The organism is Massilia sp. SYSU DXS3249 (genome assembly GCF_053668055.1).
In genome coordinates, this window is sequence record NZ_JBSIPX010000014.1 from 95,713 (window position 1) to 119,317 (window position 23,605).

A 23,605-nucleotide genomic window follows, 5' to 3' on the forward strand; every position below is an offset into this window, starting at 1 on the left:
AACGGTTGCTTATTGCGACCGCTTCCTCCTCAGAAACCTCAGTGCTTACTGCGCCAGCTGCTGCTCGAGCTTTTGCTTGGTCGCCACCAGCTCTTGCGGCAGGTGGTAAGACAGCTTCTCGAACAGCTCCGTGTGCAGCTTCAGTTCTTCGCGCCATGCATCCTGGTCGATCGAGGTGATCTGCTGGAACTGCTGTTCGGTGAACTCGATGCCTTCCCAGTTCAGGTCGCCGTAGTTCGGCGAGGTGCCGAACAGGTGCTGGGCACCGCCGGTCTGGCCTTCGGCACGCTCCAGGATCCACTTCAGCACGCGCATGTTGTCGCCGTAGCCCGGCCACACGAAGTTGCCCTGCTCATCCGTACGGAACCAGTTGACGCAGAAGATCTTCGGCAGCGCAGCCGCGTTCTTCGCTTCGACTTTCTTGCCGAGATCGAGCCAGTGCTGGAAGTAGTCGCTCATGTTGTAGCCGATGAACGGCAGCATCGCGAACGGATCGCGGCGCACGACGCCCATCTGGCCGGCGGCGGCGGCGGTCGTTTCCGAACCCATGGTCGCGGCCATGTACACGCCCTCGACCCAGTTGTTCGCTTCGGTCACCAGCGGCACGGTGGTCGAGCGGCGGCCGCCGAAGATGAAGGCCGAGATCGGCACGCCGGCCGGATCGTCCCAGGCCGGGTCGATCACCGGGTTCTGGGTCGCGGCGACGGTGAAGCGCGCGTTCGGGTGGGCAGCCTTGGTGCCGGACGCCGGGGTCCAGTCTTTACCCTGCCAGTCGATCAGGTGCGCAGGCGCTTCTTTCGTCATGCCTTCCCACCAGACATCGCCGTCGTCGGTCAGCGCGACGTTGGTGAAGATGACGTTCTCGCGCAGCGAGGACATGCAGTTCGAGTTGGTCTTGTCGTTGGTGCCCGGGGCCACGCCGAAGTAGCCCGCTTCCGGGTTGATCGCGTACAGCTTGCCGTCGGCGCCCGGCTTGATCCAGGCGATGTCGTCGCCGATGGTGGTGACTTTCCAGCCGTTGAAGGAATCCGGCGGGATCAGCATGGCGAAGTTGGTCTTGCCGCAGGCCGAAGGGAAGGCTGCAGCGACATATTGCTTCTTGCCTTCCGGCGATTCGACGCCCAGGATCAGCATGTGTTCGGCCAGCCAGCCGGTGCCGCCCTGCTGCGCTTCCTGGTAGCCCATGTTCGAGGCGATGCGCAGTGCGAAGCACTTCTTGCCCAGCAGCGCGTTGCCGCCGTAGCCCGAACCGAAGGACCAGATCTCGCGGGTTTCCGGATAGTGGACGATGTACTTGGTGCTGTTGCACGGCCAGCGCACGTCCTGCTGGCCCGGCTGCAGCGGCATGCCGACGCTGTGCACGCAAGGTACGAACTCGCCCTGCTCGCCCAGCACGTCGTAGACGGCCTTGCCCATGCGCGTCATGATGCGCATGTTGACGGCGACATAAGGCGAATCGGACAGCTCGACGCCGATGTGGGCGATCGGCGAGCCCAGCGGGCCCATCGAGAACGGCACCACGTACATGGTGCGGCCGGCCATGCAGCCGTCGAACAGGCCGTTCAGCGTCGTGCGCATCTCGGCCGGGTCCATCCAGTTGTTCGTCGGGCCGGCCTGTTCCTTGGTGGCCGAGCAGATGTAGGTGCGGTCTTCGACGCGCGCCACGTCCGACGGATCGGACTGGGCGAGGTAGGAATTCGGGCGCTTCTCGGGATTCAGGCGCTTCATCGTGCCGGCCTCGACCATCAAGGCGCACAGGCGGTCATACTCTTCTTCCGAGCCGTCGCACCAGTAGATCGCGTCGGGCTTGGTCAGGGCGGCGATGTCCGCAACCCAGTTGATGAGCTTTTGGTGCTTGATATAAGCGGGAACGTTCAGTGCGGCGACGCCGCCCATCACGGGCTGGTTCATGGTACCTCCAATGCCAATTAAGAATTCTGTCTGTCCCGGCATGTCGACGGCCTCGCTGACGAGGCGCCATGGAACGAATGCAACAGGGTCTGATATACACTTCGGTGGTGTCAAACCCTCAATATTCGGGCGATTGTACACCTCACAAACCGCGATTCAAGCGCTTCAGGCCGAAAAATGTAGGAAATATAGTTGACTAAAGTAGTGGGCTACTTCGATTCCCCGGGAACCCGTTATTCTTTTACGTGCTCATCAATAACTTCGTTTAACTTCGATGAAAATTGCCATTCTCGACGACTACCAGAACGCCGCCCCCGCCCTCGACTGTTACAAAATATTGGACGGTCACGAGGTCAAAGTGTTCAACAATTCCACGCGCGGCCTCGGCCAGCTGGCGATCCGCCTGGCGCCCTACGAGGCCCTGGTCCTGATCCGCGAGAGGACAAGCTTCCCGGCCGCGCTGCTCAATAAACTGCCGAACCTGAAGCTGATTGCGCAGACGGGCAAGGTGAGCGGACATGTCGACGTGGCAGCCGCCACCGCGCGCGGCATCGCCATTGCCGAGGGAACGGGTTCACCGGTCGCACCGGCCGAGCTGACCTGGGCCCTGATCATGGCGGCCAGCCGCAAGCTCCTGCCCTACGCGAACAATTTAAAGGACGGGCTGTGGCAGACGGCCTCCACCAACGTCCAGCTGAACGGCCTGGGACGGGTGCTGCACGGACGGACGCTGGCGATCTGGGGCTACGGCAAGATCGGCAAGCTGCTGGCCGGGTACGGCCGCGTGTTCGGGATGCGGGTGCTGGTCTGGGGCAGCGAAGCGAGCCGGCAGGCGGCGTTGGCCGACGGCCATCACACCGCGGCCTCGCGCGAGGCCCTGTTTGCGGAAGCGGACGTGCTGAGCCTGCACCTGCGGCTGGCGGACGCGACGCGCGGCATCGTCACCGCCGCCGACCTGGCGCGCATGAAGCCCGATGCCCTGTTCGTGAATACCAGCCGCGCGGAACTGGTCGAAGCGGGGGCGCTGGAAGCGGCGCTGCACGCCGGACGGCCGGGGATGGCGGCGCTCGACGTCTTCACGGACGAGCCGCTGCCGGCCGATGCCCCGTTGCTGCGCATCCCGACGGTGCTGGCGACGCCGCACCTGGGGTATGTGGAGCAGGACAGTTACGAGATGTATTTCAGGACGGCATTCGAGAACGTCGTGAATTTCGCGGCGGGGAAGCCGACGAATATTTTGAATCCCGAAGCCCTAGGGACGTAGGGTGGACGGCTATACCCCAAATGCGTGATCGTTCGCGGCCATGACGCCGTCCACGCGTTCAACGGACGCTTGATCGGTAAGGCGTATGTCGGGACCGCGAATACGATGGTTGAACGCGTGGACGGCGGAGCCGTCCACCCTACGGTCGAGCACGACCGCTAGCGCAGCTCCGGCTCGCCGGTCAAATTAATGCGCCGCACCGGCATCGCATGCGACTTCGTCCACATGCCGGCCCAGCCCGGCGGCCAGCCGATGGCCGGGCCGGCGTAGGGCGCTAGGCCGGCGCGCACCGGCACCACGGGCACGGGCGGCGCCTCGATCAGGCGGCCGTCGGCCGGGCGCTCGGTGTTGAGGCTGTACATGTAACCCGGCAACAGCACATCGCAGACCTCGGCGAACCAGGCCGTGTGGTCCTCGTCGCGGCCGAGGGCCTGGGCCAGACCCTGCGGGTCGAACTTCGCCAGCGCGTGGATCAGCTCCTCGGTCGTGGCGCCCGGCAGATCTCCCCACCCCATGACGGGATTGTTGTTGTACTCGGCGCCCGAGCCATACCAGCCCTCGCGCCAGGAGCGCTGCATCCAGTTGCGCTGGCCGGTGAACAGGTGCCAGCGCCAGTGCAGTCCGGACGGCTTCGGCCACGAATACAGGTACAGCTTCTGGTAGCCCGCCTGGTGCAGCGCGCGCACCACGGCCATCAGGCGCGCGTGCGGCATGCGGTCGGGCGGCGTGCGCCGGAAGAGGATGGGCTCGCCATCGGCGTGCTGCACCTCGTCGGTCGACAGGTTGAGGTCGAGGGTGCGCGCCTCGTTGCCGAAGCGGGCGGAGACCCAGCCGGTCAGCAGGTTGACGTGGGTGATCACGCCATACCCGCGATGGCGGTGGAAAATAACGGTTCCTGGAGCTACGGCTTTCATGGGAATTCGATGGGGCAATGCCCTGAGAAAAGATCAGTCTACTCATCCGATCCGTTTGATTCTAGCGCAGTCACATATGGATACACTACCGATTGCGGCTATCATTACCCACCTTTTTTTATTGCGTGTATAAACCGACATGACCCTGCGACTCATCGCCACCGGCGGCACCTTCGACAAACACTATAACGAGCTGACCGGCGTCCTCGGCTTTGCCGAAAGCCATTTGCCGGCCGTAATCAGCCGCGCCCGCCTGACGATCCCCGTCGAGCTGCAACTGCTGCCCCTGCTCGACTCGCTCGACATGCAGGACGCCGACCGCCAGCGCGTGCTCGAGGCCTGCCAGGCTGCCAGCGAGAAGGCGATCGTCATCGTCCACGGCACCGACACCATGCCGCAAACGGCCGCCGTCCTCGGCGCCGCCGCGCTCGGCAAGACGGTCGTGCTGACCGGCGCCATGATCCCTTACGAGATCGCCAACTCGGACGCCCTGTTCAACCTCGGCTTCGCCTGCGGCGTGGCGCAGACCCTGCCGGCCGGCGTCTACGTGGCCATGAACGGCCAGGTCTTTGCATGGGATAACGTGACGAAGAACCGCGCCGCCGGCGTCTTCCAGCCTCTTTGAACCGCAAAAGAATCAAATAAAAGTTCCGCAGGGCAGCAGAGCGCTGCCCTGTCGACAAACTTTCTATACTTTTCTCTCCCGTGAACAGAGAGGAGAGTTCCCCATGTCAGACCGTCCCATCCTGACTACGCGCCAGGGCCATCCCGTGCGCGACAACCAGTCGCTGCGTTCCGTCGGTGAGCGCGGTCCGGCGACCCTCGAGAACTACCAGTTTATCGAAAAGATCACCCACTTCGACCGCGAGCGGATTCCCGAGCGCGTCGTGCACGCGCGCGGCACCGGCGCCCACGGTTATTTCGAAGCCTACGGCACCATCGGCGACGAGCCTGCCGGCAAGTACACGCGCGCCCGCGTGCTCAACGAGACCGGCGTGCAGACGCCCGTGTTCGTGCGTTTCTCGACCGTCATCGGCGGCAAGGACTCGCCGGAAACGGCGCGCGACCCGCGCGGCTTCGCCGTCAAGCTGAAAACCGTCGACGGCAACTGGGACCTGGTCGGCAACAATCTGAAGGTGTTCTTCATCCGCGACGCCATTAAATTCCCGGACATGATCCACGCCTTCAAACCCGACCCGGTGACCAACCAGCAGGAGCCGTGGCGCTTCTACGACTTCGTCGCGAATTCCCCGGAAGCGCTGCACATGGTGACCTGGGTAAAGAGCCCGTGGGGCATCCCGGCCAACTACCGCGAAATGGAAGGCTCGGGCGTCAACACCTATAAGCTCGTCAACGACCAGGGCGTGGCCCACCTGGTGCGTTTCCACTGGGAGCCGCGCCAGGGCGTGCGCAACCTGACAGCCAGGCAGGCCGCCGAAATCCAGGCCCACGACACCAGCCACGCCACCCGCGATTTGTATGACGCGATCGAGCGCGGCGATTATCCGGAGTGGGAGTTCTGCATCCAGATCATGGCCGACGGCGAGCATCCCGAGCTCGACTTCGACCCGCTGGACGACACCAAGCGCTGGCCGGAAGACCAGTTTCCGCTGCTGCCCGCAGGCCGCATGGTGCTCGATAAAAACCCGGACAATGTGTTCGCGGAAACCGAGCAATCGGCCTTCGGCACCGGCGTGCTGGTCGACGGCATCGATTTTTCGGACGACAAGATGCTGCAGGGCCGCACCCTGTCCTACTCCGACACCCAGCGCTACCGCGTCGGGCCGAACTACCTGCAACTGCCGATCAATGCCCCGCAAGAAAAAGCACGCGCCCGCACCAACCAGCGCGACGGCCAGATGGCGTATTACGTCGACGACAGCGGAGAAAACAGGCACATCAACTACGAGCCGAGCCTGATCGGCGGCACCCGCGAGGCGCCCAAGCCGGAGCGCGACTACCACCAATATGTCGAGGGCCACCTCGGCCGCTACCAGACCACGAACACGCGCAGCGACTACAAGCAGGCAGGCGACCGCTATCGCACCTTCGAGGACTGGGAACGCGACGAGCTGGTGAGCAACGTCGGCGGCGATCTGAAGCAGTGCCCGGAACCGATCCAGCTGCGCATGGTGTGGCACCTGTGGCATTGCGACGAGGACTACGGCCGCCGCGTGGCGGAAGTTGCCGGCATCGACCTGGAAAAGGCCAAGGCTCTGCCGCCGCTGGAAGGCAAGCCGGCGCCGCATGAGAACCGCCAGGGACCGACCTATACGGATGGCAGGAGCGAGGAGCCGGCGACCAGCGACGAGGTGGCGGGCGCGAAGTAAATCCTTGAATTGAAAAGCAAAACGGACCCGAGAGGGTCCGTTTATCGTTACGCGTAGGGTGGACGGCTCTGCCGTCCACGCGTTCAACGAACGGGTGCTAATCGAATCGCTTATGTGCATGGACTGGTTGAACGCGTGGGCAGGAAACCTGCCCACCCTACGTCCCTCCGGCATACGTTGCAGCCGATCGCCCGTCCAGCGAACGCCGGCTGTTACGCCTTCGCTTCCCCACCCAGCGCGTCGACCACGTCGGCCAGCATCTTCGCCAGCTCGCCGGTCATCAGCATCATGTCGTTGTCAAAACGCTCGTCGTCGCTGTGGGTGACGGCGCCGCCCTCGTTGATGACGTCGAGCGGCTTGACGCCCTTGATCGCCAGCGATTCGGTCAGCACGAAACTGATGCGGCTGTTCCAGGTCATGGCCAGGCGGGTGCACTGCTTACCTGCGGCGATGTGGCGGCGGATGTCTTCCGGATCCAGCGAGTGTTTCACGTAACGCACGGCGGCGCGGCTTTCGCCGGTGGCGCGCAATTCCGTGTCCTGGTCGATCGTGAAGTTGTACGGCGCCTCATCCGATTCGAGCCAGCCGGTCATCACGGCGACAGGCGAGCGCTGCACGCGCAGCGACTCGAGCGGCATGCGGTCGACGGCCTTGAGCAGCAGTTTCACGACGTCGTCGGCTTTCGCCGGGCTGGCGGCATCGACTACCAGCCAGCCGTTGACCGGGTCGATCCAGGTCCAGGTGTTGCTGCGGATCGTGAATGCGCGCGGCAGCAGTTCGTCGGCCACGCGTTCCTTCAGTTCTTTCATCGCCTTTTTGCCTGGCGGGAAGCCCTGCTGCTCTTCCAGCTCGGCCGCCTTGGCCTTGGCCACCTGGTTGATCACCGAGCCCGGCAGGAGCTTCTTTTCGGTGCCCAGCATCATCAGCATCTGCTTGTTGACGACGTGAACGAGGCCGCCGTTCGGGCGCGGCGTATCCCAGCCCTGGCGCAGCAGTTCGTTGCTGTTGGCCGGGGTGAAGGCCAGCGGCGCCAGCGCCTCTTCCATCTGCTCAGGGGTGAAGGCCCATGGTGCGGGCAGGCGGTAAATCTGAAGATTCTTGAACCACATAGTTGCTTTCTGTTGTCTCAGTATTTCAGGGGAACGACATTCTACACGCTGATGCGCGGCAATTTTCAACCGGCAACAGACGCTTTTTTAATGTGTTGTGCGTTCGTCAAACAGGCTGAGCTGCTCGACGTTTTCGGTGTCGCCCAGCCGCACGCCCACGCCCAAGAGGCGCACCGGGCGGCTGGCGCGTTGCCAGCCGATTTCCATCAGCCGGGCGAAGGTCGGCATGTGTGGCGAAAAGCCCACGCACTCGACCGTGGTCTGCTGGAAGTCGGAGAATTTGATTTTGACGAACAATTTATTGATGAATTTTTCGGCAGCGTTGCGCTTGATGCGGCCGAGCAGGTGTTCGACCAGCTCAGGCAACAGCGCCAGGCAGGCGGCCAGGTCGGGCACGTCCGGCGTGTACGTTTCCTCGGTGCTGATCGACTTGCGCTCGCGCTCGGGGCTGACCTCGCGGTAGTCGATCCCGCGGCACAGGTCGTGCAGGCGCGCCCCGAAACTGCCGAAGTGGTGCTGCAGCTCCTGCATCGTCCAACTGCGCAAGTCCGCGCAGGTTTGCGCGCCCAGTTTATTGAGCTTGGCCGCCGTCACCTTGCCGACCCCGTGCAGCTTTTTCACGGGCAGCGCCGACACGAAGGCGTCGACCTCTTCCGGGCGCACGAGGAACAGCCCGTCGGGCTTGTTCCAGTCGCTGGCGATCTTGGCGACGAATTTATTCGGCGCCACGCCGGCCGAGGCCGTGATGCCGACGGTCTCGAAAATGCGGCGCCGGATTTCCTGGGCGATCAGGGTGGCGCTGCCCTTGCAGTGGGGCGAATTGGAAACGTCGAGATAGGCTTCGTCGAGCGACAGGGGTTCGACCAGGTCCGTGTAGTCGCTGTAGATCTCCATGATCTGGCGCGAGGCAATCCGATACTTTTCCATCTGCGGCGGAATGACCAGCAGCTCCGGGCACAGTTTCATGGCCTGGGCCGTAGCCATTGCCGAGTGGATGCCGTAGCGGCGCGCCTCGTAATTGCAGGTCGCCACCACGCCGCGCTGGTCGGGACGGCCGCCGACGGCGAGCGGGCGCCCGCGCAGGGACGGATCGTCGCGCATCTCGACCGACGCATAGAAGCAGTCGCAATCGCAATGGATAATTTTACGTGCGGGGACGTTCACTCTGGCGGCGGCCGGGGCCGACTACTGTAATTCTGTACAGTATCTCGTCAATCGGGGTTTGTTGCAAGACGCAAGCATCCCTGCACCGGCAAAAAAAGACGCGCGGCAAGCCGCGCGTCGTTTCACTTCACTTCTAGTACTTTACTTCCCTGCAGCCATTACCAGCTCATCTTGAGCGTGTACTTGCCGCTGGTCGAACCGGTGCCGCCGCTGTAGTAGCGCACGCGCACATAACGTGCAACGGTGGTGGTGCCGGTGTTCGTCACCGAAGCGGTGTCGGTCGCGCCGGCGCCGTTCTGGCTCGTGGCCAGTTGCGTACCCGAGCTGTTGTAGACATACAGGTCGTAGTCGGCGGTCGACAGGCCCATGGTCAGCGTCGAGGTCAGGGTCTTACCGGCCGGCAGTTGGACCACGAAGTAGTCGGTGTCGGTGGTGGTGGCCATGGTGCCGTTGACCGTGGTGCCGCTGGTGCTGATGGCGTTCGCCGACGAGATCGTGTTGTTCGACTCGGTCTCGTTGATGGTCGGCGCCGTTGGCGTGGTCGTGGTCGCCGAAGCCACCGCGGCTGCCGCGTCGACGATACCGGTGCCGCAGCTGGTGCAGGTGCCCGGGAACGGCCGTGCGGTGCTCTTGAGCTTGGACTCGATCTGGTCCGGGGTCAGCGCGCTGTTCTTGGCCAGCATCAGCGCGGCCACGCCGGCGACGTGCGGGGTCGCCATCGAGGTGCCCTGGTAGCCGGCATAGTTGTCCGCGCCTGGCGACTGGGTACCGGCGTTCAGGGTCGAGATGATGTAGCCGTTGGCATCGCCGCCTGGAGCAGCGACGTCGACCACGGTGCCATAGTTCGAGTACGGAGCGCGGGCACCGTTGCGGTTGGTTGCCGCCACGGTCACGACGCCGGCGCAGTTGGCCGGATTCGAGTTGCTGGCGTTCATGTTCTCGTTACCGGCCGCGACGATGACGACGGTGCCGCGCGAACGGGCGCTGTTGATCGCGTTCTGGGTGGTGGTGCCGCAGGCGCCGCCGCCGCCGAGCGACATGTTGATCACTTGCGCACGGGCTGCGATGTTCGTCACGCCGGTGACGGCGCCGCCCGAGGACCAGACGATTGCGTCGGCGATGTCCGAGGTGTAGCCGCCGCACTTGCCGAGCACGCGCACCGGCACGATCTTGGCGCCGTAGGCAACGCCGGCCACGCCGGTGCCGTTGTTGGTGGCGGCGGCGATGGTGCCGGCCACGTGGGTGCCGTGCCAGCTCGAGCTCGATGCCGGCTCGCCGGCGGCGCATTCGTTGGCGAGGGTCCAGTCGCCCGGATCCGACGCATCGCTGTCGCGGCCATTGCCGTCGTTGCCGATCGTCGCGTCCGAAATGAAGTCATAGCCAGCCAGGATCTGGCCGCTCAGGTCGGCGTGCGGACGGATGCCGGTGTCGATCACGGCGACGCGAACGCCGGTGCCGGTCGAGCTGTCCCAGGCTGCCGGCAGGCGCAGGCCGCCGGTGGTTTCGTAGTAGTGCCACTGCTGGGTGTACATCGGGTCGGTCGGGGTCGCCATCTTGCGCAGGATGCGGTCCGGCTCGGCGTACTCGACGGAAGCGTCGCGTGCCATCAGTTCGGCGGCCAGCGCCTCGGCTTCCTTGACGGAGACCTTGCGGTCGATTTTCATCACGTGCGCGCCGGTGGCGGTCGTGCGCAGTGCCTTCAGGCTCATGCCGAACTGCTGGCCTGCGCGCTCGGCGACGGCCTGGCGTGCGGCGGTCATGGCCGGCACGGCGCCCTGGCCCTTGAAGACAGCCGAGCCCGAATCCTTGTACTTCACGATCAGGCGGTCGGTCTCAAGGATGGGAGCGCCTGCTTGCGCGCCCAGCGAGACGGTGGCGATGGAAACAGCAGCTGCGATTTTCAACAAACTCGGGTGAATCGAATGGATCGACTTCATTTGTAAGCCCTTTGTTATGTAGTTTTCCGTCAAGGCGGTTGCCTTGTTTTATAAACACCGGCCTCGTGTGCCGATGTGCCCTCTCGTGGCGGCTTGGAAAATGTACTGCGGAGTAATCATGCATGTCGGGAATTTCGAATCGAATGAGGCGTTTTCGCAACGCTTTCGACGGCTGAATTAACAAAAAAATCGTTTATTTGCAAAGTTCGTATGTACGCCAAATAACGTTCGGCGTGAATTCCTTACCTGCATCACAACAATCATTACTTGTGCATAAGGCAAGAGATTCAAATATGTTATTTGCATAAAAACAGGTCATTTACTGACCCTTCCTAAGGATTAATTAAGTTTTGTCATTGCCTTGTGATCGGAAGTCACTGCCTAAATTGCGCATTTTTTGCGCAAGACCTTGACATAAATCAATATTGCCTTTGCTCAAATGGTGATGCGGATGGCAAGTAGCGGACGACGAGTGCACGTGCCTGAAAACCAGGCGCGGGCTCGGACGCTGCGCCTCGTCCTGGCCCGCGCCGGACCTCAAAAACGTCTTTCGCATATTTTTTCTGGAAAACCCTTGCACATTCGCGAAGCCATACGCTATGATTCGGGCCTCTTCGGACGTGATGACAAACGTCAGACGAACTGGATACAAAGAGCGGGGCGCTTAGCTCAGTTGGTAGAGCGGATCCCTTACAAGGATTAGGTCGGGAGTTCGAGCCTCTCAGCGCCCACCAGATTCAGTTCAGTCGAAGAACCGATCAGTAAAAACGGAGCGGTAGTTCAGTTGGTTAGAATACCGGCCTGTCACGCCGGGGGTCGCGGGTTCGAGCCCCGTCCGCTCCGCCAGCATCAAGAAAAAAGGGTCCGATTCGTCGGGCCCTTTTTTCGTTTAGCGATAAAGAGCATTCCCCCAGTGGGGAATGCGGATTGGGGCGAGAAGGGATTCCCCTGCAAGGGAATCCGCGGCCCGCGGGACGTGGGCGAGCCCCGTCCGCTCCGCCAGCATCAAGAAAAAAGGGTCCGATTCGTCGGGCCCTTTTTTCGTTTCCGCTTCAATTTCTTCATCGCGTTGCAAAGACGGCCGGCACAGCCCGCGTAGCGCCGCCTTCTTCGAAAATCGCGTAAGCTCGCGTGCCGGCTCATCCGCCCTGCCAGCCGCCCTATCCGGCAGACCTTACTGGAACCCTCGTCCCATGCAGCAAAAGCACGCCCTCCTGTCCGTCATCGATACCAACGCCCTTGGCCTGCAACTGTTCGAAAGCAGCCCCGATTGTGTGAAATTGCTTAGCAGCGAAGGCAAGGTGCTGGCGATGAACCGGAACGGCATGTGCGCGATGGAGATCGACGACTTCAGCCTTTTTCAGGGCGCCGTGTGGAAGTCGTTCTGGCCGCAGGAAAGCCAGGCCGGGATCGATGCCGCGATGGCGCTGGCCAGTGCGGGCGGCACCGGGCACATGAAAGCGTATTGCCCCACCGCGAAGGGCACGCCGCGCTGGTGGGAAATCGTCGTCAGCGCGGTGCACGACGGCACAGGCCAGGTCCAGAACCTGCTGGCGGTATCGCGCGACATCACCGCCGAGGTGGAGGCCGAAACCGAGCGCGAACGCCTGCTCAGGGAAGTGCAGGCGGCCAATGCGCGCATGACCGACATCTTCCACCATACGCCCGCCTTCATGTGCGTGTACAACGGCCCTGACCATGTCTTCGAGCTGATCAACGAGCGTTACCTGCAACTGGTGGGCAAGCGCGACCTGGTCGGCCAGCCGGTGCGCCAGGCGTTGCCGGAAATCGACGGCCAGGGCTTCTTCGAACTGCTGGACGCGGTCTACCAGACCGGCGCCCCGTTCACCGGCAACGACATGCCGGTCATGCTGCAGCGCGCGCTGGATATGCCGCTCGAGGAACGCTTCGTCGACCTGGTGTTCACCGCCTTGCGCGATGCGGACGGCGCCATCACCGGCGTGCTGGTGCACGGCGTCGACCAGACCGAGCGCAAGCGCGCCGAGCTACGCCTGTCCGAGAGTCGGGAACGCTTCGCGAAGCTGGTCGGCCAAGCGGCGACCGGCGTGGTCGAGATGGATGCACATAGCAACATCACCCTCGTCAACCAGAAGTATTGCGACATGCTGGGACGTACCGAGGCCGAGCTGATCGGCATGAGCATCGTCGACGTCACGGCGCCCGATTCGGTCGCCGCCACCATGAGCCGGGTCGCCAGCCTGGTCCAGGGCGGGCCCGGCTTCGTCATCGACAAGCATTACCTGCACAAGGACGGCAGCTTCGTGCCGGCCACCAGCAGCGTCAACGCGCTGCGCAGTCCGGCGGGCGAGTACCAGGGCCTGGTAGCGATCGTGCTCGACACGACCGAAAGCCAGCAGGCCGCGGAAAGGCTGCGCGCCAGCGAAGAGCGCTACCGCACCCTGTTCGAATCGATGGACCAGGGCTTCGCCATCCTCGAGATGATCTTCGACGAGGCAGGAACCGCCCTCGATTACCGCTTCCTCGAGATGAACGCGATGTTCGAGCGCCACACGGGCCTGGTGGACGCCCAGGGCAAGACGGCCAGGGAAGTGGCCCCTGGCCTCGACCGCTTCTGGTTCGACACCTATGGCCGGGTGGCGCTCAGCGGCGAGGCGGTGCGCTTCGAGAGCGAAGCGGCGGCCATGGGACGCTGGTTCGACGTCTACGCCACCCCCATCGGCGGCCCCGGCAGCAACAAGGTGGCCCTGCTGTTTTCCGACATCACGGCGCGCCGCCGTTCGGAGGAGCAGCTGCGCCGGCTGGCGGCCGACCTGTCCGAGGCCGACCGCCGCAAGACCGAGTTCCTGGCGACCCTCGCGCACGAGCTGCGCAACCCGCTGGCGCCGATCCGCAGCGGCCTGGGCATCATGCGCCTGGCCGGCGACAATCCGAACGCCGTGCTGAAGGTGCGTGAAATGATGGAGCGCCAGGTCGGCCACATGGTGCACCTGATCGACGACCTGCTCGACGTGGCGCGCATCAGCGGCGGCAAGCTCGAACTCAAGCGCGAACGGGCCGACCTGAAACGGGTGCTCGCCAGCGCCGTGGAAACCAGCATGCCCCTGGTCGAAGCCGGCCGCCATCGCCTCGACATCGCGCTGCCCGAGGAGGCGCTGATGGTCGACGGCGACGTGACCCGCATCGCCCAGGTCGTGGCCAACCTGCTCAACAACGCGGCCAAGTACACGCCCGCCGGCGGGCGGATCGACCTGTCGCTGCGCGCGGACGAGGGCATGGCCGTGATCGTGGTGACCGACAACGGGGTCGGCATCCCGGCCGATTCCCTGGGCAGGGTATTCGACATGTTCCAGCAGGTCGACCACCACCTCGAACGCGCCCAGGGCGGCCTGGGCATCGGGCTGTCGCTGGTGCGCCGCCTGGTCGAGATGCACGGCGGCTCGGTCACGGCGGCCAGCGCCGGCGCCGGCCGCGGCAGCACCTTCGAGGTGCGGTTGCCGCTGGCCGAAGCCAGCCCGCGCGAGGCCGGGGCCGGCCAGCAGGAGGACGCCGCCGCAGGCCAGCCCGGGGGCATCCGCGTGCTGGTGGTGGACGACAATGTGGACGCGGCCATGACCCTGTCGATGATCCTCGAGGTCAGCGGCCACGCGACCCGGGTCGCCCACGACGGCATCGCGGCGCTGGAGGCCGCCAGGGCATTCCTGCCGCAGGTGGCCTTCCTCGACATCGGCATGCCCGGCCTGAACGGTTATGAGACCGCCAGCGCCCTGCGCCGCATTCCCGGGCTGGAAGACATGCTGCTGGTGGCGTTGACAGGATGGGGAACGGAAAGCGACCGCCTGCGTTCTTCGGAGGCGGGGTTCGATCACCATTTGACCAAGCCGGCTCAGTTGCAGGCGGTGCAGGAGTTGATTGCGAATTTGGTGCCGGCTGACGGGGTGTAGAGGCTAGTTAAGCAGCTCCATTTGGTCCAAGCAGTGCAGGGTTGCGGACTGTGCAAAACGCGTGGAGTCAGGAGGCTAGGCGCCCCCCCTCACACCCTACAGCCTCGTCATGCGCGGCGTCGCGTCTGCGACATCCCCATCTCGACCCGGTTGCGCCCCGCATGCTTGGCCTGGTACAGCGCATGGTCGGCGCGCGCCAGGGCCGAGGGCAGGTCTTCGCCGGGCTCGATCGCGACGACGCCGATACTGACCGTCATCGTGTACTGGTTGCCGCAGGTGAGCAAGAGGGTGTCCATCACGGCCTGGCGCAGGCGCTCGGCCGCGTGCACGGCGCCCGCCAGGTCGGTGCCGGGCAGCGCCAGCGCGAATTCCTCGCCGCCCATGCGCCCCAGGATGTCGTGCTCGCGCAGGACCTCGCCGCAGGTCAGGGAAAATTTCAGCAAGGCCTCGTCGCCGGTGGCGTGGCCGAAGCGGTCGTTGATCTGCTTAAAATGGTCGATGTCGAGCATCAGGAGCGCGATCGGCTGGTGCTGGCGCAGGGCCAGCATGCGCGCCGCGTCGGCCCGCTCGAAGAAGGCGCGGCGGTTCAGCAGGCCCGTGAGGTCGTCGGTAGTGGCGAGGCGCTCCATGCGCGCGTCGTCGCGTTCCTTGCTCATCAGGAGGAAGCCGAAACCGTTCACGATCAAGAGCATGTAGCCGGCAATATAGGCCAGCGAGCGCAGCCAGTCGGCCGGGACGGCGTCGGCCAGCGCGATGCAGCCCCACAGCGCCAGCCCGCCGCCGAAGACGACGTCGTTGGCGCCGATCAGGCGCTGCAGCGCGGTCGACCCCGGCAGCCGCGGATGCAGCAGGACGGCCCCTACCAGGAAGGAGCCGACGCCCATGACGCTGGAAACGACGCCCATCAGCTGGGCGTGGGCCACGCCGCTCATCGGTGCCGCGCAGGCCAGCAGCAGGCCGAGGCTGGCCACGGGCAGCAGGTAGCGGCGCAGCCGCGGATAGCCAAAAAAGGTGACGTAGGCCGCCGCCTCGAGCGTGAGGCCGGCGGTCCAGCCCACCGATTCGAGCACCGCCAGCACCGGCATGCCGCTGTCGGGGCGCACGCAGGCCAGCAGCTGGGTGGCGCCGAAGGCCATGCGCGCCCACATCCAGGTGCGCAAGCCCGGCGTGGACGTGGTGCCGTGCATGTAGGCGGCCATCAGCAGGGCAAACGACAGGTTGCCGATGCCGACTGCCAGCATGTAGATATGAAGTTCGATCACTGCGTGTTCCTTATGGGCGGCTGCCGCCGAGCATGTCGCTCGGCTCCATGACGATCAACTAGGGTGTGGTGTTAATGTCAAACAGCTAACGAGTGTTTCCCAAAAGAACTTATAGTACACGCTTTGCCGCGGCAGGGCTGCACGATTGTCTTTTTTAGTACGGACACTCGACACCATGCGCAACACGGCTTTGTTTTGCCGACAATGTTACGTCGTCCATATGCAACAGGGATATAAAAAAGCCGGGCCATGCATGCGACATGGCCCGGCTTTTCTGTTCGTAAGCTCAAGCGGCGGCGACCGCCGCCTGCTTATTTGCGCCCTGCTTTCGGCTTGCTCTTGATCGTCGACAGAATCGAAGGACGCGCGGCCGCGGCAACGGCTGCCGCAGGCGCCCGCTCCGCCTTGCGCCCCATTGCCGGCATCTGCTTGGGCGCAGGCATGCTGCTCGGGCGCTTGCGCTCGCCGCCGGGCGCCGGGGCCGGCCGTGCATTGGCCGCACGCACACCCGCCGTGCGCGCGCCGGTTTCGCGCACGCCCGCTTCCTGGGCGCTCCCCTCGGACGGATGCCAGGCCGGCACCAGGTGGCGCTCGCCGTTGCCGATCAGGTCGCCACGGCCCATCTTGACCAGGGTTTCGCGCAGGATCGGCCAGTTTTCCGGATGGTGCCAGCGCAGGAAGGCTTTATGGGCCTTGCGCATCTTGCCGCTGCGCGCCGTTTCCACGACTTCCGAATCCTCGGTCACCTTTTTCAAAGGATTTTTGCGGCTGTGGTACATGGTCGTCGCCATCGCCATCGGCGTCGGCGTGAAGGTCTGCACCTGGTCGAGTTTAAAATTGTTCTTCTTCAGCCAGAGGGCCAGGTTCAGCATGTCCTCGTCGGTCGAGCCCGGGTGCGCGGCGATGAAGTAAGGGATCAGGTACTGCTTCTTGCCGGCCTCGAGCGAGTATTTTTCGAACAGGCGCTTGAACTCGTCGTAGGCGCCGATGCCCGGCTTCATCATTTTTGAGAGCGTGCCCTGCTCGGTATGCTCCGGCGCGATTTTCAGCAGGCCGCCCACGTGGTGGGTCACCAGTTCCTTCACGTATTCGGGCGAGCGCACGGCCAGGTCGTAGCGCAGGCCCGAGCCGATCAGGATTTTTTTGACGCCGGGAATCGCGCGCGCCTTGCGGTACAGCTGGATCAGCTTGCTGTGGTCGGTGCCCAGGTTGCTGCAAATGGTCGGGTACACGCAGGACAGGCGGCGGCAGGATTCCTCGATGCTTTTATCCTTGCAGGCGAGGCGGTACATGTTCGCGGTCGGGCCGCCGAGATCGGTAATCGTGCCGGCGAAATTCTTCGTCGTGTCGCGGATCAGCTCGATCTCGCGCAGGATCGACGGTTCCGAGCGGCTCTGGATGATGCGCCCTTCGTGCTCGGTGATCGAGCAGAAGGTGCAGCCGCCGAAGCAGCCGCGCATGATGTTGACCGAATAGCGGATCATTTCCCAGGCCGGGATATGGGCCTTGCCGTAGCTCGGGTGCGGCGCGCGCGCATACGGCAGGTCGTAGACGTTGTCCATCTCGTCCATGGCCAGCGGCAGCGGCGGCGCGTTCAGCCACACGTCGCGGTCGCCGTGCGACTGCACCAGCGCGCGTGCATTGCCCGGGTTCGATTCCAGGTGGAACACGCGTGAGGCGTGCGCGTACATCACCGGGTCTGCGCTGACGGTGTCGAAACTCGGCAGGCGCACCACGGTTTTCATGGCTTTTTCGCGGGCGGCGGCTTGCCGCTGTTCGCGCGTCATGATGATGACCGGTTTGACGACCGGCTCCGGCTGCGCATTTTCCGTGGCGCAGGCTTTGACGTCTTCCTGCGCCATCGCATACGGGTTCGGGTGCGTGTCGATGCGGCCCGGCACGTCCACGCGGGTGGAATTGTGGACCGACCATTCGGCGTCGGGCAGCCAGCCGTTCGGCACCAGGAAGGCGGTGCCGCGCAGGTCGCGGATGTCCTTGATGTTTTCGCCGGCGGCGATGCGGCGCGTGACGTCGACCAAGGCGCGTTCGGCGTTACCGAAGATCAGCAAATCCGCCTTCGACTCGAACAGCACCGAGCGCCGCACTTTGTCCGACCAGTAATCGTAGTGGGCGATGCGGCGCAGCGAGGCTTCGATCGAGCCGATCACGACCGGCACGCCCGGATAGGCTTCGCGCACGCGCTGGGCGTAGACGGTCACCGCGCGGTCCGGACGCTTGTTCGGCTCGGCGTTCGGGGTGTAGGCGTCGTCGGAACGGATCTTGCGGTCGGCCGTGTAGCGATTCACCATCGAATCCATGTTGCCGGCGGTGATGCCCCAGTACAGGTTCGGTTTCCCCAGCGCGCGGAAGGGTTCCGCGGACTGCCAGTCGGGCTGGCTGATGATGCCGACCCGGTAGCCCTGCGCTTCCAGCAGGCGGCCGACGAGGGCCATGCCGAAGCTCGGATGGTCGATGTAGGCGTCGCCGGTGACGAGGATCACGTCGCACGAATCCCAGCCCAGCGCATCCATTTCGGCGCGGGTCATCGGGAGGAAGGGCGCGGCAGCTGCGCGGCTGGAGCGTTTTGGAACGCTCGCGAAGAGATTGGTCGGGGTCATTGGCCGGCATTTTACCGGAAAACGGTATTGACTGCTGCTTGCCGGCCGAGAAATTGCTTACATTTCAATGACTTGTGGATGAGCAGCCGCTCAAATACCCATGCTTGAGAGAATATTGCCAAGCTGACGCAACGCCGCCGACACGTTCGGGTGGCGCGAATCGAAACGGGCGCTCAGTTCCTGGGTACGCGAACCGAGGCCATAGGTGTTGGCGTCGAGGTCGGCCTCGGCGCGGCGTTCGAGCACGTGCTTGATGTCGGCATCGAGCTGGCGCAGCAGCATTTGCAGCTCTTCGTCGACCTCGTCCGTTTCGGCCAGGCTGCGGTGGACGGTTTTCAAGTGCGCCTTCAGGTTCGAATCGTTTTCGTTCAGCATGTCGAATCTCTCTTGGTCTGTCGCTAGTTGGTGAAGCGGGTGTCGAGGTACAGCTGCTCGACCTGCTCGCGCGCCCAGGGGGTGCGGCGCAAAAACTTCAGGCTCGACTTGATGCTCGGGTCTTTTTGGAAACAGTTGATGTCGATCCGGCGGCCGAGTCCTTCCCAGCCATAGTGCTCGACCAGGCGGGTTAACAGGGATTCTAAGGTAATACCGTGGAGGGATTGAGCACTCATCGCTGGGGTGTCGTTTTGGGAATGGGATTCGTGCAGTTTATACACTGTGGCGGTGGGGTGTGGGGGCACGAAAAAACGCGTGGGCTCAAGAGCCCACCCTACGATATGTCGCCGTTCGTAGGGTGGGCACTTGTGCCCACGCGGTCGTACTGCCGGTCATCCGTGACGGCGCCAATAAACCGGCACCGTCGACGAACCAGCTTACTGCCCGGTCAACCCGCGGCGCTCCAGCAGCGGCTGCACCTGCGCATTGCGGCCGCTGAAGTTGCGGTACATCTGCATCGCGTCGAGCGTGCCGCCGCGCGAGAGCAGGGTCTTGCGGAAGTGGTCGCCGTTCTTGCGGGTCAGTCCGCCGTTTTCCTTGAACCAGTTGACGGTGTCCGCGTCCAGCTTCTCGGCCCACAGGTAGCCGTAGTAGCCGGCCGAATAGCCGCCGGAGAAGGTGTGCGAGAAGTAGGTGGTACGGTAGCGCGGCGGCACCAGCGCAAAATCGACGCCCGCCTTCTTCAAGGCCTCGGCCTCGAAGGCCAGCACGTCGGCCGGGATCTGCGATGGGCTCAGCTGGTGCCAGGCCTGGTCCAGCAGTGAGGCGGCCAGGTACTCGGTGGTGCGGAAGCCTTCGTTGAACTGCTGCGAGGCCTGCACTTTATCGAGCAGCTCCTTCGGCATCGGCGCGCCGGTCTGGTAGTGCTTGGCATAGTTCGCCAGCACTTCCGGCCATGCCATCCACATCTCGTTGACCTGCGACGGGAACTCGACGTAGTCGCGCGGCACGCGCGACAGGCGCGGGTATTTCACCTCGGAGAACATGCTGTGCAGCGCGTGGCCGAACTCGTGGAAGGTGGTGCGTACTTCGTCGTAGGTGAGCAGGGTCGGTTCGCCCGCGGCCGGCTTGGCCACGTTCAGGTTGTTAGCGATGACCGGCTTGGTACCCAGCAGTTTGCTCTGCGGGACCCAGGCATTGGCCCAGGCGCCGCCGCGCTTGTTCGAGCGCGCATAGGGGTCGAAGGTAAAGATGGCCAGCTGCGAGCCGTCGGCGTCGAACACGTCGAAGACGCGCACGTCTTCGTTATAGGTCGGCAGGTCCTTGCGTTCCTTGAAGGTGAGGCCGAATTCCTTGTTGGCGGCGAAGAAGACACCGTCGATCAGCACGCGGTTCAGCTCGAAATACGGACGCAGCTGGCCGGCGTCGAAGGCGTAGCGCTGGGCGCGCACCTTGTCGCTGTAGAAGGCCCAGTCGTGGGCAGCGGCCTGGAAGCCGCCCTTCTCTGCATCGATCGCTTTCTGGATCTCGAGCGCTTCCTTCTTCGCGTTGTTCACGGCCGGCTTGGCGAATTCGGCCAGCAGGCTGTTGACGGCTTTCGTGTTCTTCGCGGTCTGCTCTTCCAGGTTGTAGGCAGCGTAGTTCGGGTAGCCCAGCAGGACGGCGCGTTCGGCGCGCAGCTTGGCGATCTGCAGTACCTCATCCTTGTTGTCGAACTCGCCGCCACGCGAGCCGCGCGCCAGCGAGGCCGCCAGCAGCTTTTCCCGGGTAGCGCGGTTGGTCAGCACCGACAGGCCGGCCTGCTGGGTCGTGTTCACGACGGGGATGGCGAACTTGCCGTCCATGCCGCGCTTCTTCGCTTCGAGCGCGGCGGCGTCGATCTGCTTGTCCGACATGCCGGCCAGCTCGGCGCGGGTGTCGACGACCAGCGCCGAGGCGTTCGCTTCCTTCAGCACGTTCTGGGCAAATGCGGTCTGCAGGGCAGCCAGCTGGCTGTTGTAGCTTTTGAGCTTTTCCTTGTCGGCGGCGGACAGCTTGGCGCCGGCGCGCACGAAATCGGTGTGGTAGCGCTCGAGCAGGTAGGCCGACTCGGCATCGAGCTTGAGCTTGCTGCGCTTGTCGTACAGCGCCTTGATGCGCGCGTACAGTTTCGGGTTCAGGCGGATCGCGTCGTTGTGCGCGGCCAGCTTCGGCGACAGTTCCTTCTGCAGCGCCTGCAGGGTGTCGTTGGTGTAGGAACCGGCCAGGGTGCCGAACACGGCCTGCACGCGGTTGAGCATCTGGCCCGAGCGCTCCATGGCGACGATGGTGTTATCAAAAGTCGGCGTCGCCTTGTTGTTGGCGATCGCGTCGATCTCCGCCGCTTCCTGGCGCATGCCCTCGGCGAAGGCCGGGGCGAAGTGCTCGTTCCTGATCTTGTCCCAGGCCGGGTAGCCGTACTGCAGGGTGCTCGGCTGGGCGAACGGGTTCGAGGCGTCGAAGGCCGTGGCCGGCTGGGTCTGGGCGGCCGGCGCGGCAGGCGCGGTGGTTTGGGCGGTGGCCATGTTGGCGACGGCAAGGCTGACGGCGGCCAGCAGGATGTGGGAGCGGTTCATGATGTCTCTTTATCGGGTATGCACAAAAAAACGCGGACCTGATGTGCAGGCCCGCGCATTGACAACGTGGATCAGTTAGCGGTCAAACCGCGGCGTTCCAGCAGCGGCTCGATGACAGGATCGCGGCCGCGGAAGGAGCGGTACATCTCGGTCGCGTCCATGGTGCCGCCCTTCGAGAGCACCATCTTGCGGAAGCGGTCGCCGTTCTTGCGCTTCAGGCCGCCGTTTTCCTTGAACCACTCGCCGGCGTCGGCGTCGAGGCGCTCGGCCCACAGGTAGCTGTAGTAGCCGGCCGAGTAGCCGCCCGAGAAGGCGTGCGAGAAGTAGGTCGAGCTATAGCGCGGCGGGACCGGGCCGACATCCAGGCCGGCTTCCTTCAGTGCCTGCGCTTCGAAGGCTTTCACGTCGGTCGGGATCGCCTTCGAACCCAGCTGGTGCCACTTCTGGTCGAGGGCGGCGGCGGCCAAGTACTCGGTCGTGCGGTAGCCCTCGTTGAAGCGCTGCGAGGCGCGCAGCTTGTCGAGCAGTTCCTTCGGCATCGGCGCGCCGGTCTGGTAGTGCTTGGCGTAATTCGCCAGCACTTCAGGCCAGGCCATCCACATTTCGTAGACCTGCGACGGCAGTTCGACGTAGTCGCGCGGCACGCTGGTGCCCGAGAAGCGCGGGTACTTCACGTCCGAGAACCAGCCATGGGTGGCGTGGCCGAACTCGTGGAAGGTGGTGCGCACTTCGTCCCAGGTCAGCAGGGTCGGCTCGCCCGCGGCCGGCTTGACCAGGTTCAGGTTGTTGGTGATGACCGGCTTGTGGCCCAGCAGCTTGCTCTGGCTGACCAGGGCGCCCATCCAGGCGCCGCCGCGCTTGTTCGCCCGGGCGTACGGGTCGAAGGTGAAGATGGCCAGGTGCTTGCCGTCTTCTTCGAAGACGTCGAACACGCGCACGTCCGGATCGTAGACCGGCAGGTCCTTGCGCTCCTTGAAGGTGATGCCCCACAGCTGGTTGGCCGCGTAGAAGGTGCCGTTCAGGACGTTGTTGAGTTCAAAGTAGGGCTTCAACTGGTTGGCGTCGAAGGAGTACTTGGCGGCGCGTACCTTGTCGCTGTAGTAGTTCCAGTCGTAGGCGGCGACCTTGAAGTTGCCCTTCTCGGCATCGATCACCTGCTGGATCTCGGCCGCTTCCTTGGTCACGTTGCGCACGGCCGGCGCGGTCAGGTCCGACAGCAGCTTGTTGACGGCGCTCGTGTTCTTCGCAGTCTGGTCTTCCAGCGAGTAGGCGGCGTGGCTTTCGTAGCCCAGCAGCTCGGCGCGCTCGGCGCGCAGCTTGGCGAGCTTCAGGACGACGTCGCGGTTGTCGAATTCGCCGCCGCGCGAGCCGCGCACCAGCGAGATGTTCAGCAGCTTTTCGCGGGTGCCGCGGTTGGTCAGCACCGACAATGGCGCCTGCTGGGTGGTGTTCACGACAGGGATCACGAACTTGCCGTCCAGGCCGCGCTTCTTCGCCTCGGCGGCGGCCGCTTCGATCGCTTTCGGCGGCAGGCCGGCCAGTTCTTCGCGGGTGTCGACGACGAAGGCCGAGGCGTTCACTTCCTTCAGCACGTTCTGGCTGAACTGGGTCTGCAGTGCGGCGAGCTGGGTGTTATAGGCCTTGAGCTTTTCCTTGTCGGCGGCGGACAGCTTGGCGCCGGCGCGCACGAAGTCCTTGTTGTAGCGCTCGATCAGGAATTTCGATTCGGCGTCCAGGTTCAGCTTGTTGCGCTGGTCGTAGATGGCCTTGATGCGTGCGTACAGCTTCGGGTTCAGGCGGATCGCGTCGTTGTGCGCGGCCAGCTTCGGCGACAGCTCCTTGTCCAGGGCTTGCAGGGTGTCGTTGGTGTAGGAACCGATCAGGGTGCCGAACACGGCCTGCACACGGTTGAGCAGCTGGCCCGAGCGCTCCATGGCGACGATGGTGTTCTCGAAAGTCGGCGCGGCCTTGTTGTTGGCGATCGCCTCGACCTCGGCCGCCTCCTGGCGCATGCCTTCGGCGAAAGCCGGCGCGAAGTGTTCGTTCTTGATCTTGTCGAAGGCCGGGTAGCCGTACTGCAGGGTGCTCGGCTTGGCGAACGGGTTCGATGCTTCGAGGAGCGAGGCCGGTTGAGCATAGGCCAGGTTGGCGACTGCGACGCTGGCAGCGATGATCAGCATGTGAGGACGGTTCATGGAGTCTCT

15 protein-coding genes and 2 tRNA genes are annotated in these 23,605 nt (G+C 64.1%); 6 read left to right on the forward strand and 11 right to left on the reverse strand.

What is annotated here, in order from left to right; all coding sequences use genetic code 11:
• Positions 1 to 45 precede the first annotated feature (45 nt).
• Positions 46 to 1,911, reverse strand: coding sequence for a phosphoenolpyruvate carboxykinase (GTP) (locus tag ACWCIA_RS16565; protein ID WP_454165017.1), 1,866 nt, complete (start codon positions 1,909 to 1,911; stop codon positions 46 to 48).
• A 274-nt stretch (positions 1,912 to 2,185) separates the two neighbouring features.
• Between ACWCIA_RS16565 and ACWCIA_RS16570 the strand changes: the two genes are divergently transcribed.
• Positions 2,186 to 3,175 (forward strand): D-2-hydroxyacid dehydrogenase family protein, encoded by a 990-nt coding sequence (locus ACWCIA_RS16570; RefSeq protein WP_454165019.1) that lies wholly within the window; start codon positions 2,186 to 2,188, stop codon positions 3,173 to 3,175.
• Positions 3,176 to 3,333: 158 nt separating this feature from the next.
• Here ACWCIA_RS16570 and ACWCIA_RS16575 read toward each other — a convergent pair whose 3' ends face one another.
• A complete protein-coding gene (locus tag ACWCIA_RS16575; RefSeq protein WP_454165021.1) occupies positions 3,334 to 4,089 on the reverse strand; it encodes an L-asparaginase in 756 nt (251 codons plus the stop codon).
• Between the two features lie 139 nt (positions 4,090 to 4,228).
• Here ACWCIA_RS16575 and ACWCIA_RS16580 point away from each other — a divergent pair, with 139 nt between their 5' ends.
• Both ACWCIA_RS16580 and ACWCIA_RS16585 read left to right on the forward strand, forming a co-directional pair.
• Positions 4,229 to 4,714: an asparaginase domain-containing protein gene (locus ACWCIA_RS16580; RefSeq protein WP_454165023.1), complete on the forward strand. Its 486-nt coding sequence runs from the start codon at positions 4,229 to 4,231 to the stop codon at positions 4,712 to 4,714.
• A 103-nt stretch (positions 4,715 to 4,817) separates the two neighbouring features.
• Positions 4,818 to 6,419 carry a catalase gene (locus tag ACWCIA_RS16585; protein WP_454165025.1) on the forward strand — a complete coding sequence of 534 codons (1,602 nt, stop codon included), beginning with the start codon at positions 4,818 to 4,820 and terminating at the stop codon, positions 6,417 to 6,419.
• 212 nt (positions 6,420 to 6,631) lie between these two features.
• On the opposite strand, the gene ACWCIA_RS16590 is transcribed toward ACWCIA_RS16585, so the two are convergent.
• From ACWCIA_RS16590 to ACWCIA_RS16600, 3 genes are all read right to left on the reverse strand, one after another.
• Positions 6,632 to 7,528 carry a recombination-associated protein RdgC gene (locus tag ACWCIA_RS16590; RefSeq protein WP_379743727.1) on the reverse strand — a complete coding sequence of 299 codons (897 nt, stop codon included), beginning with the start codon at positions 7,526 to 7,528 and terminating at the stop codon, positions 6,632 to 6,634.
• An 87-nt stretch (positions 7,529 to 7,615) separates the two neighbouring features.
• Positions 7,616 to 8,692, reverse strand: coding sequence for a DNA polymerase IV (gene dinB / locus ACWCIA_RS16595; protein ID WP_454165027.1), 1,077 nt, complete (start codon positions 8,690 to 8,692; stop codon positions 7,616 to 7,618).
• Positions 8,693 to 8,850: 158 nt separating this feature from the next.
• Complete coding sequence (locus tag ACWCIA_RS16600; protein WP_454165029.1) at positions 8,851 to 10,629, reverse strand: S8 family peptidase; 1,779 nt, start codon at positions 10,627 to 10,629, stop codon at positions 8,851 to 8,853.
• 658 nt (positions 10,630 to 11,287) lie between these two features.
• Between ACWCIA_RS16600 and ACWCIA_RS16605 the strand changes: the two genes are divergently transcribed.
• The 3 genes from ACWCIA_RS16605 to ACWCIA_RS16615 all read left to right on the forward strand — a co-directional run bounded on the left by ACWCIA_RS16605 (position 11,288) and on the right by ACWCIA_RS16615 (position 14,552).
• Positions 11,288 to 11,363 (forward strand) — tRNA-Val (locus ACWCIA_RS16605).
• Between the two features lie 35 nt (positions 11,364 to 11,398).
• Positions 11,399 to 11,475, forward strand: a tRNA-Asp gene (locus ACWCIA_RS16610).
• Positions 11,476 to 11,822: 347 nt separating this feature from the next.
• Positions 11,823 to 14,552, forward strand: coding sequence for a hybrid sensor histidine kinase/response regulator (locus ACWCIA_RS16615; protein ID WP_454165031.1), 2,730 nt, complete (start codon positions 11,823 to 11,825; stop codon positions 14,550 to 14,552).
• Positions 14,553 to 14,659: 107 nt separating this feature from the next.
• Here the strand turns inward: ACWCIA_RS16615 and ACWCIA_RS16620 are convergent, their stop codons facing one another.
• The 6 genes from ACWCIA_RS16620 to ACWCIA_RS16645 all read right to left on the reverse strand — a co-directional run bounded on the left by ACWCIA_RS16620 (position 14,660) and on the right by ACWCIA_RS16645 (position 23,596).
• Positions 14,660 to 15,814 carry a diguanylate cyclase gene (locus ACWCIA_RS16620; protein WP_454165033.1) on the reverse strand — a complete coding sequence of 385 codons (1,155 nt, stop codon included), beginning with the start codon at positions 15,812 to 15,814 and terminating at the stop codon, positions 14,660 to 14,662.
• A gap of 311 nt (positions 15,815 to 16,125) precedes the next feature.
• Complete coding sequence (locus tag ACWCIA_RS16625; RefSeq protein WP_454165090.1) at positions 16,126 to 18,360, reverse strand: YgiQ family radical SAM protein; 2,235 nt, start codon at positions 18,358 to 18,360, stop codon at positions 16,126 to 16,128.
• A 162-nt stretch (positions 18,361 to 18,522) separates the two neighbouring features.
• Positions 18,523 to 18,807: a DUF4404 family protein gene (locus tag ACWCIA_RS16630; protein WP_454165035.1), complete on the reverse strand. Its 285-nt coding sequence runs from the start codon at positions 18,805 to 18,807 to the stop codon at positions 18,523 to 18,525.
• Between the two features lie 23 nt (positions 18,808 to 18,830).
• Complete coding sequence (locus ACWCIA_RS16635; protein WP_454165037.1) at positions 18,831 to 19,043, reverse strand: VF530 family protein; 213 nt, start codon at positions 19,041 to 19,043, stop codon at positions 18,831 to 18,833.
• Positions 19,044 to 19,244: 201 nt separating this feature from the next.
• Positions 19,245 to 21,401: a M3 family metallopeptidase gene (locus tag ACWCIA_RS16640; protein ID WP_454165039.1), complete on the reverse strand. Its 2,157-nt coding sequence runs from the start codon at positions 21,399 to 21,401 to the stop codon at positions 19,245 to 19,247.
• Between the two features lie 71 nt (positions 21,402 to 21,472).
• On the reverse strand, positions 21,473 to 23,596 hold the full coding sequence (locus ACWCIA_RS16645) for a M3 family metallopeptidase (RefSeq protein ID WP_454165041.1): 2,124 nt from the start codon (positions 23,594 to 23,596) through the stop codon (positions 21,473 to 21,475).
• Between the last annotated feature and the right edge of the window lie 9 nt (positions 23,597 to 23,605).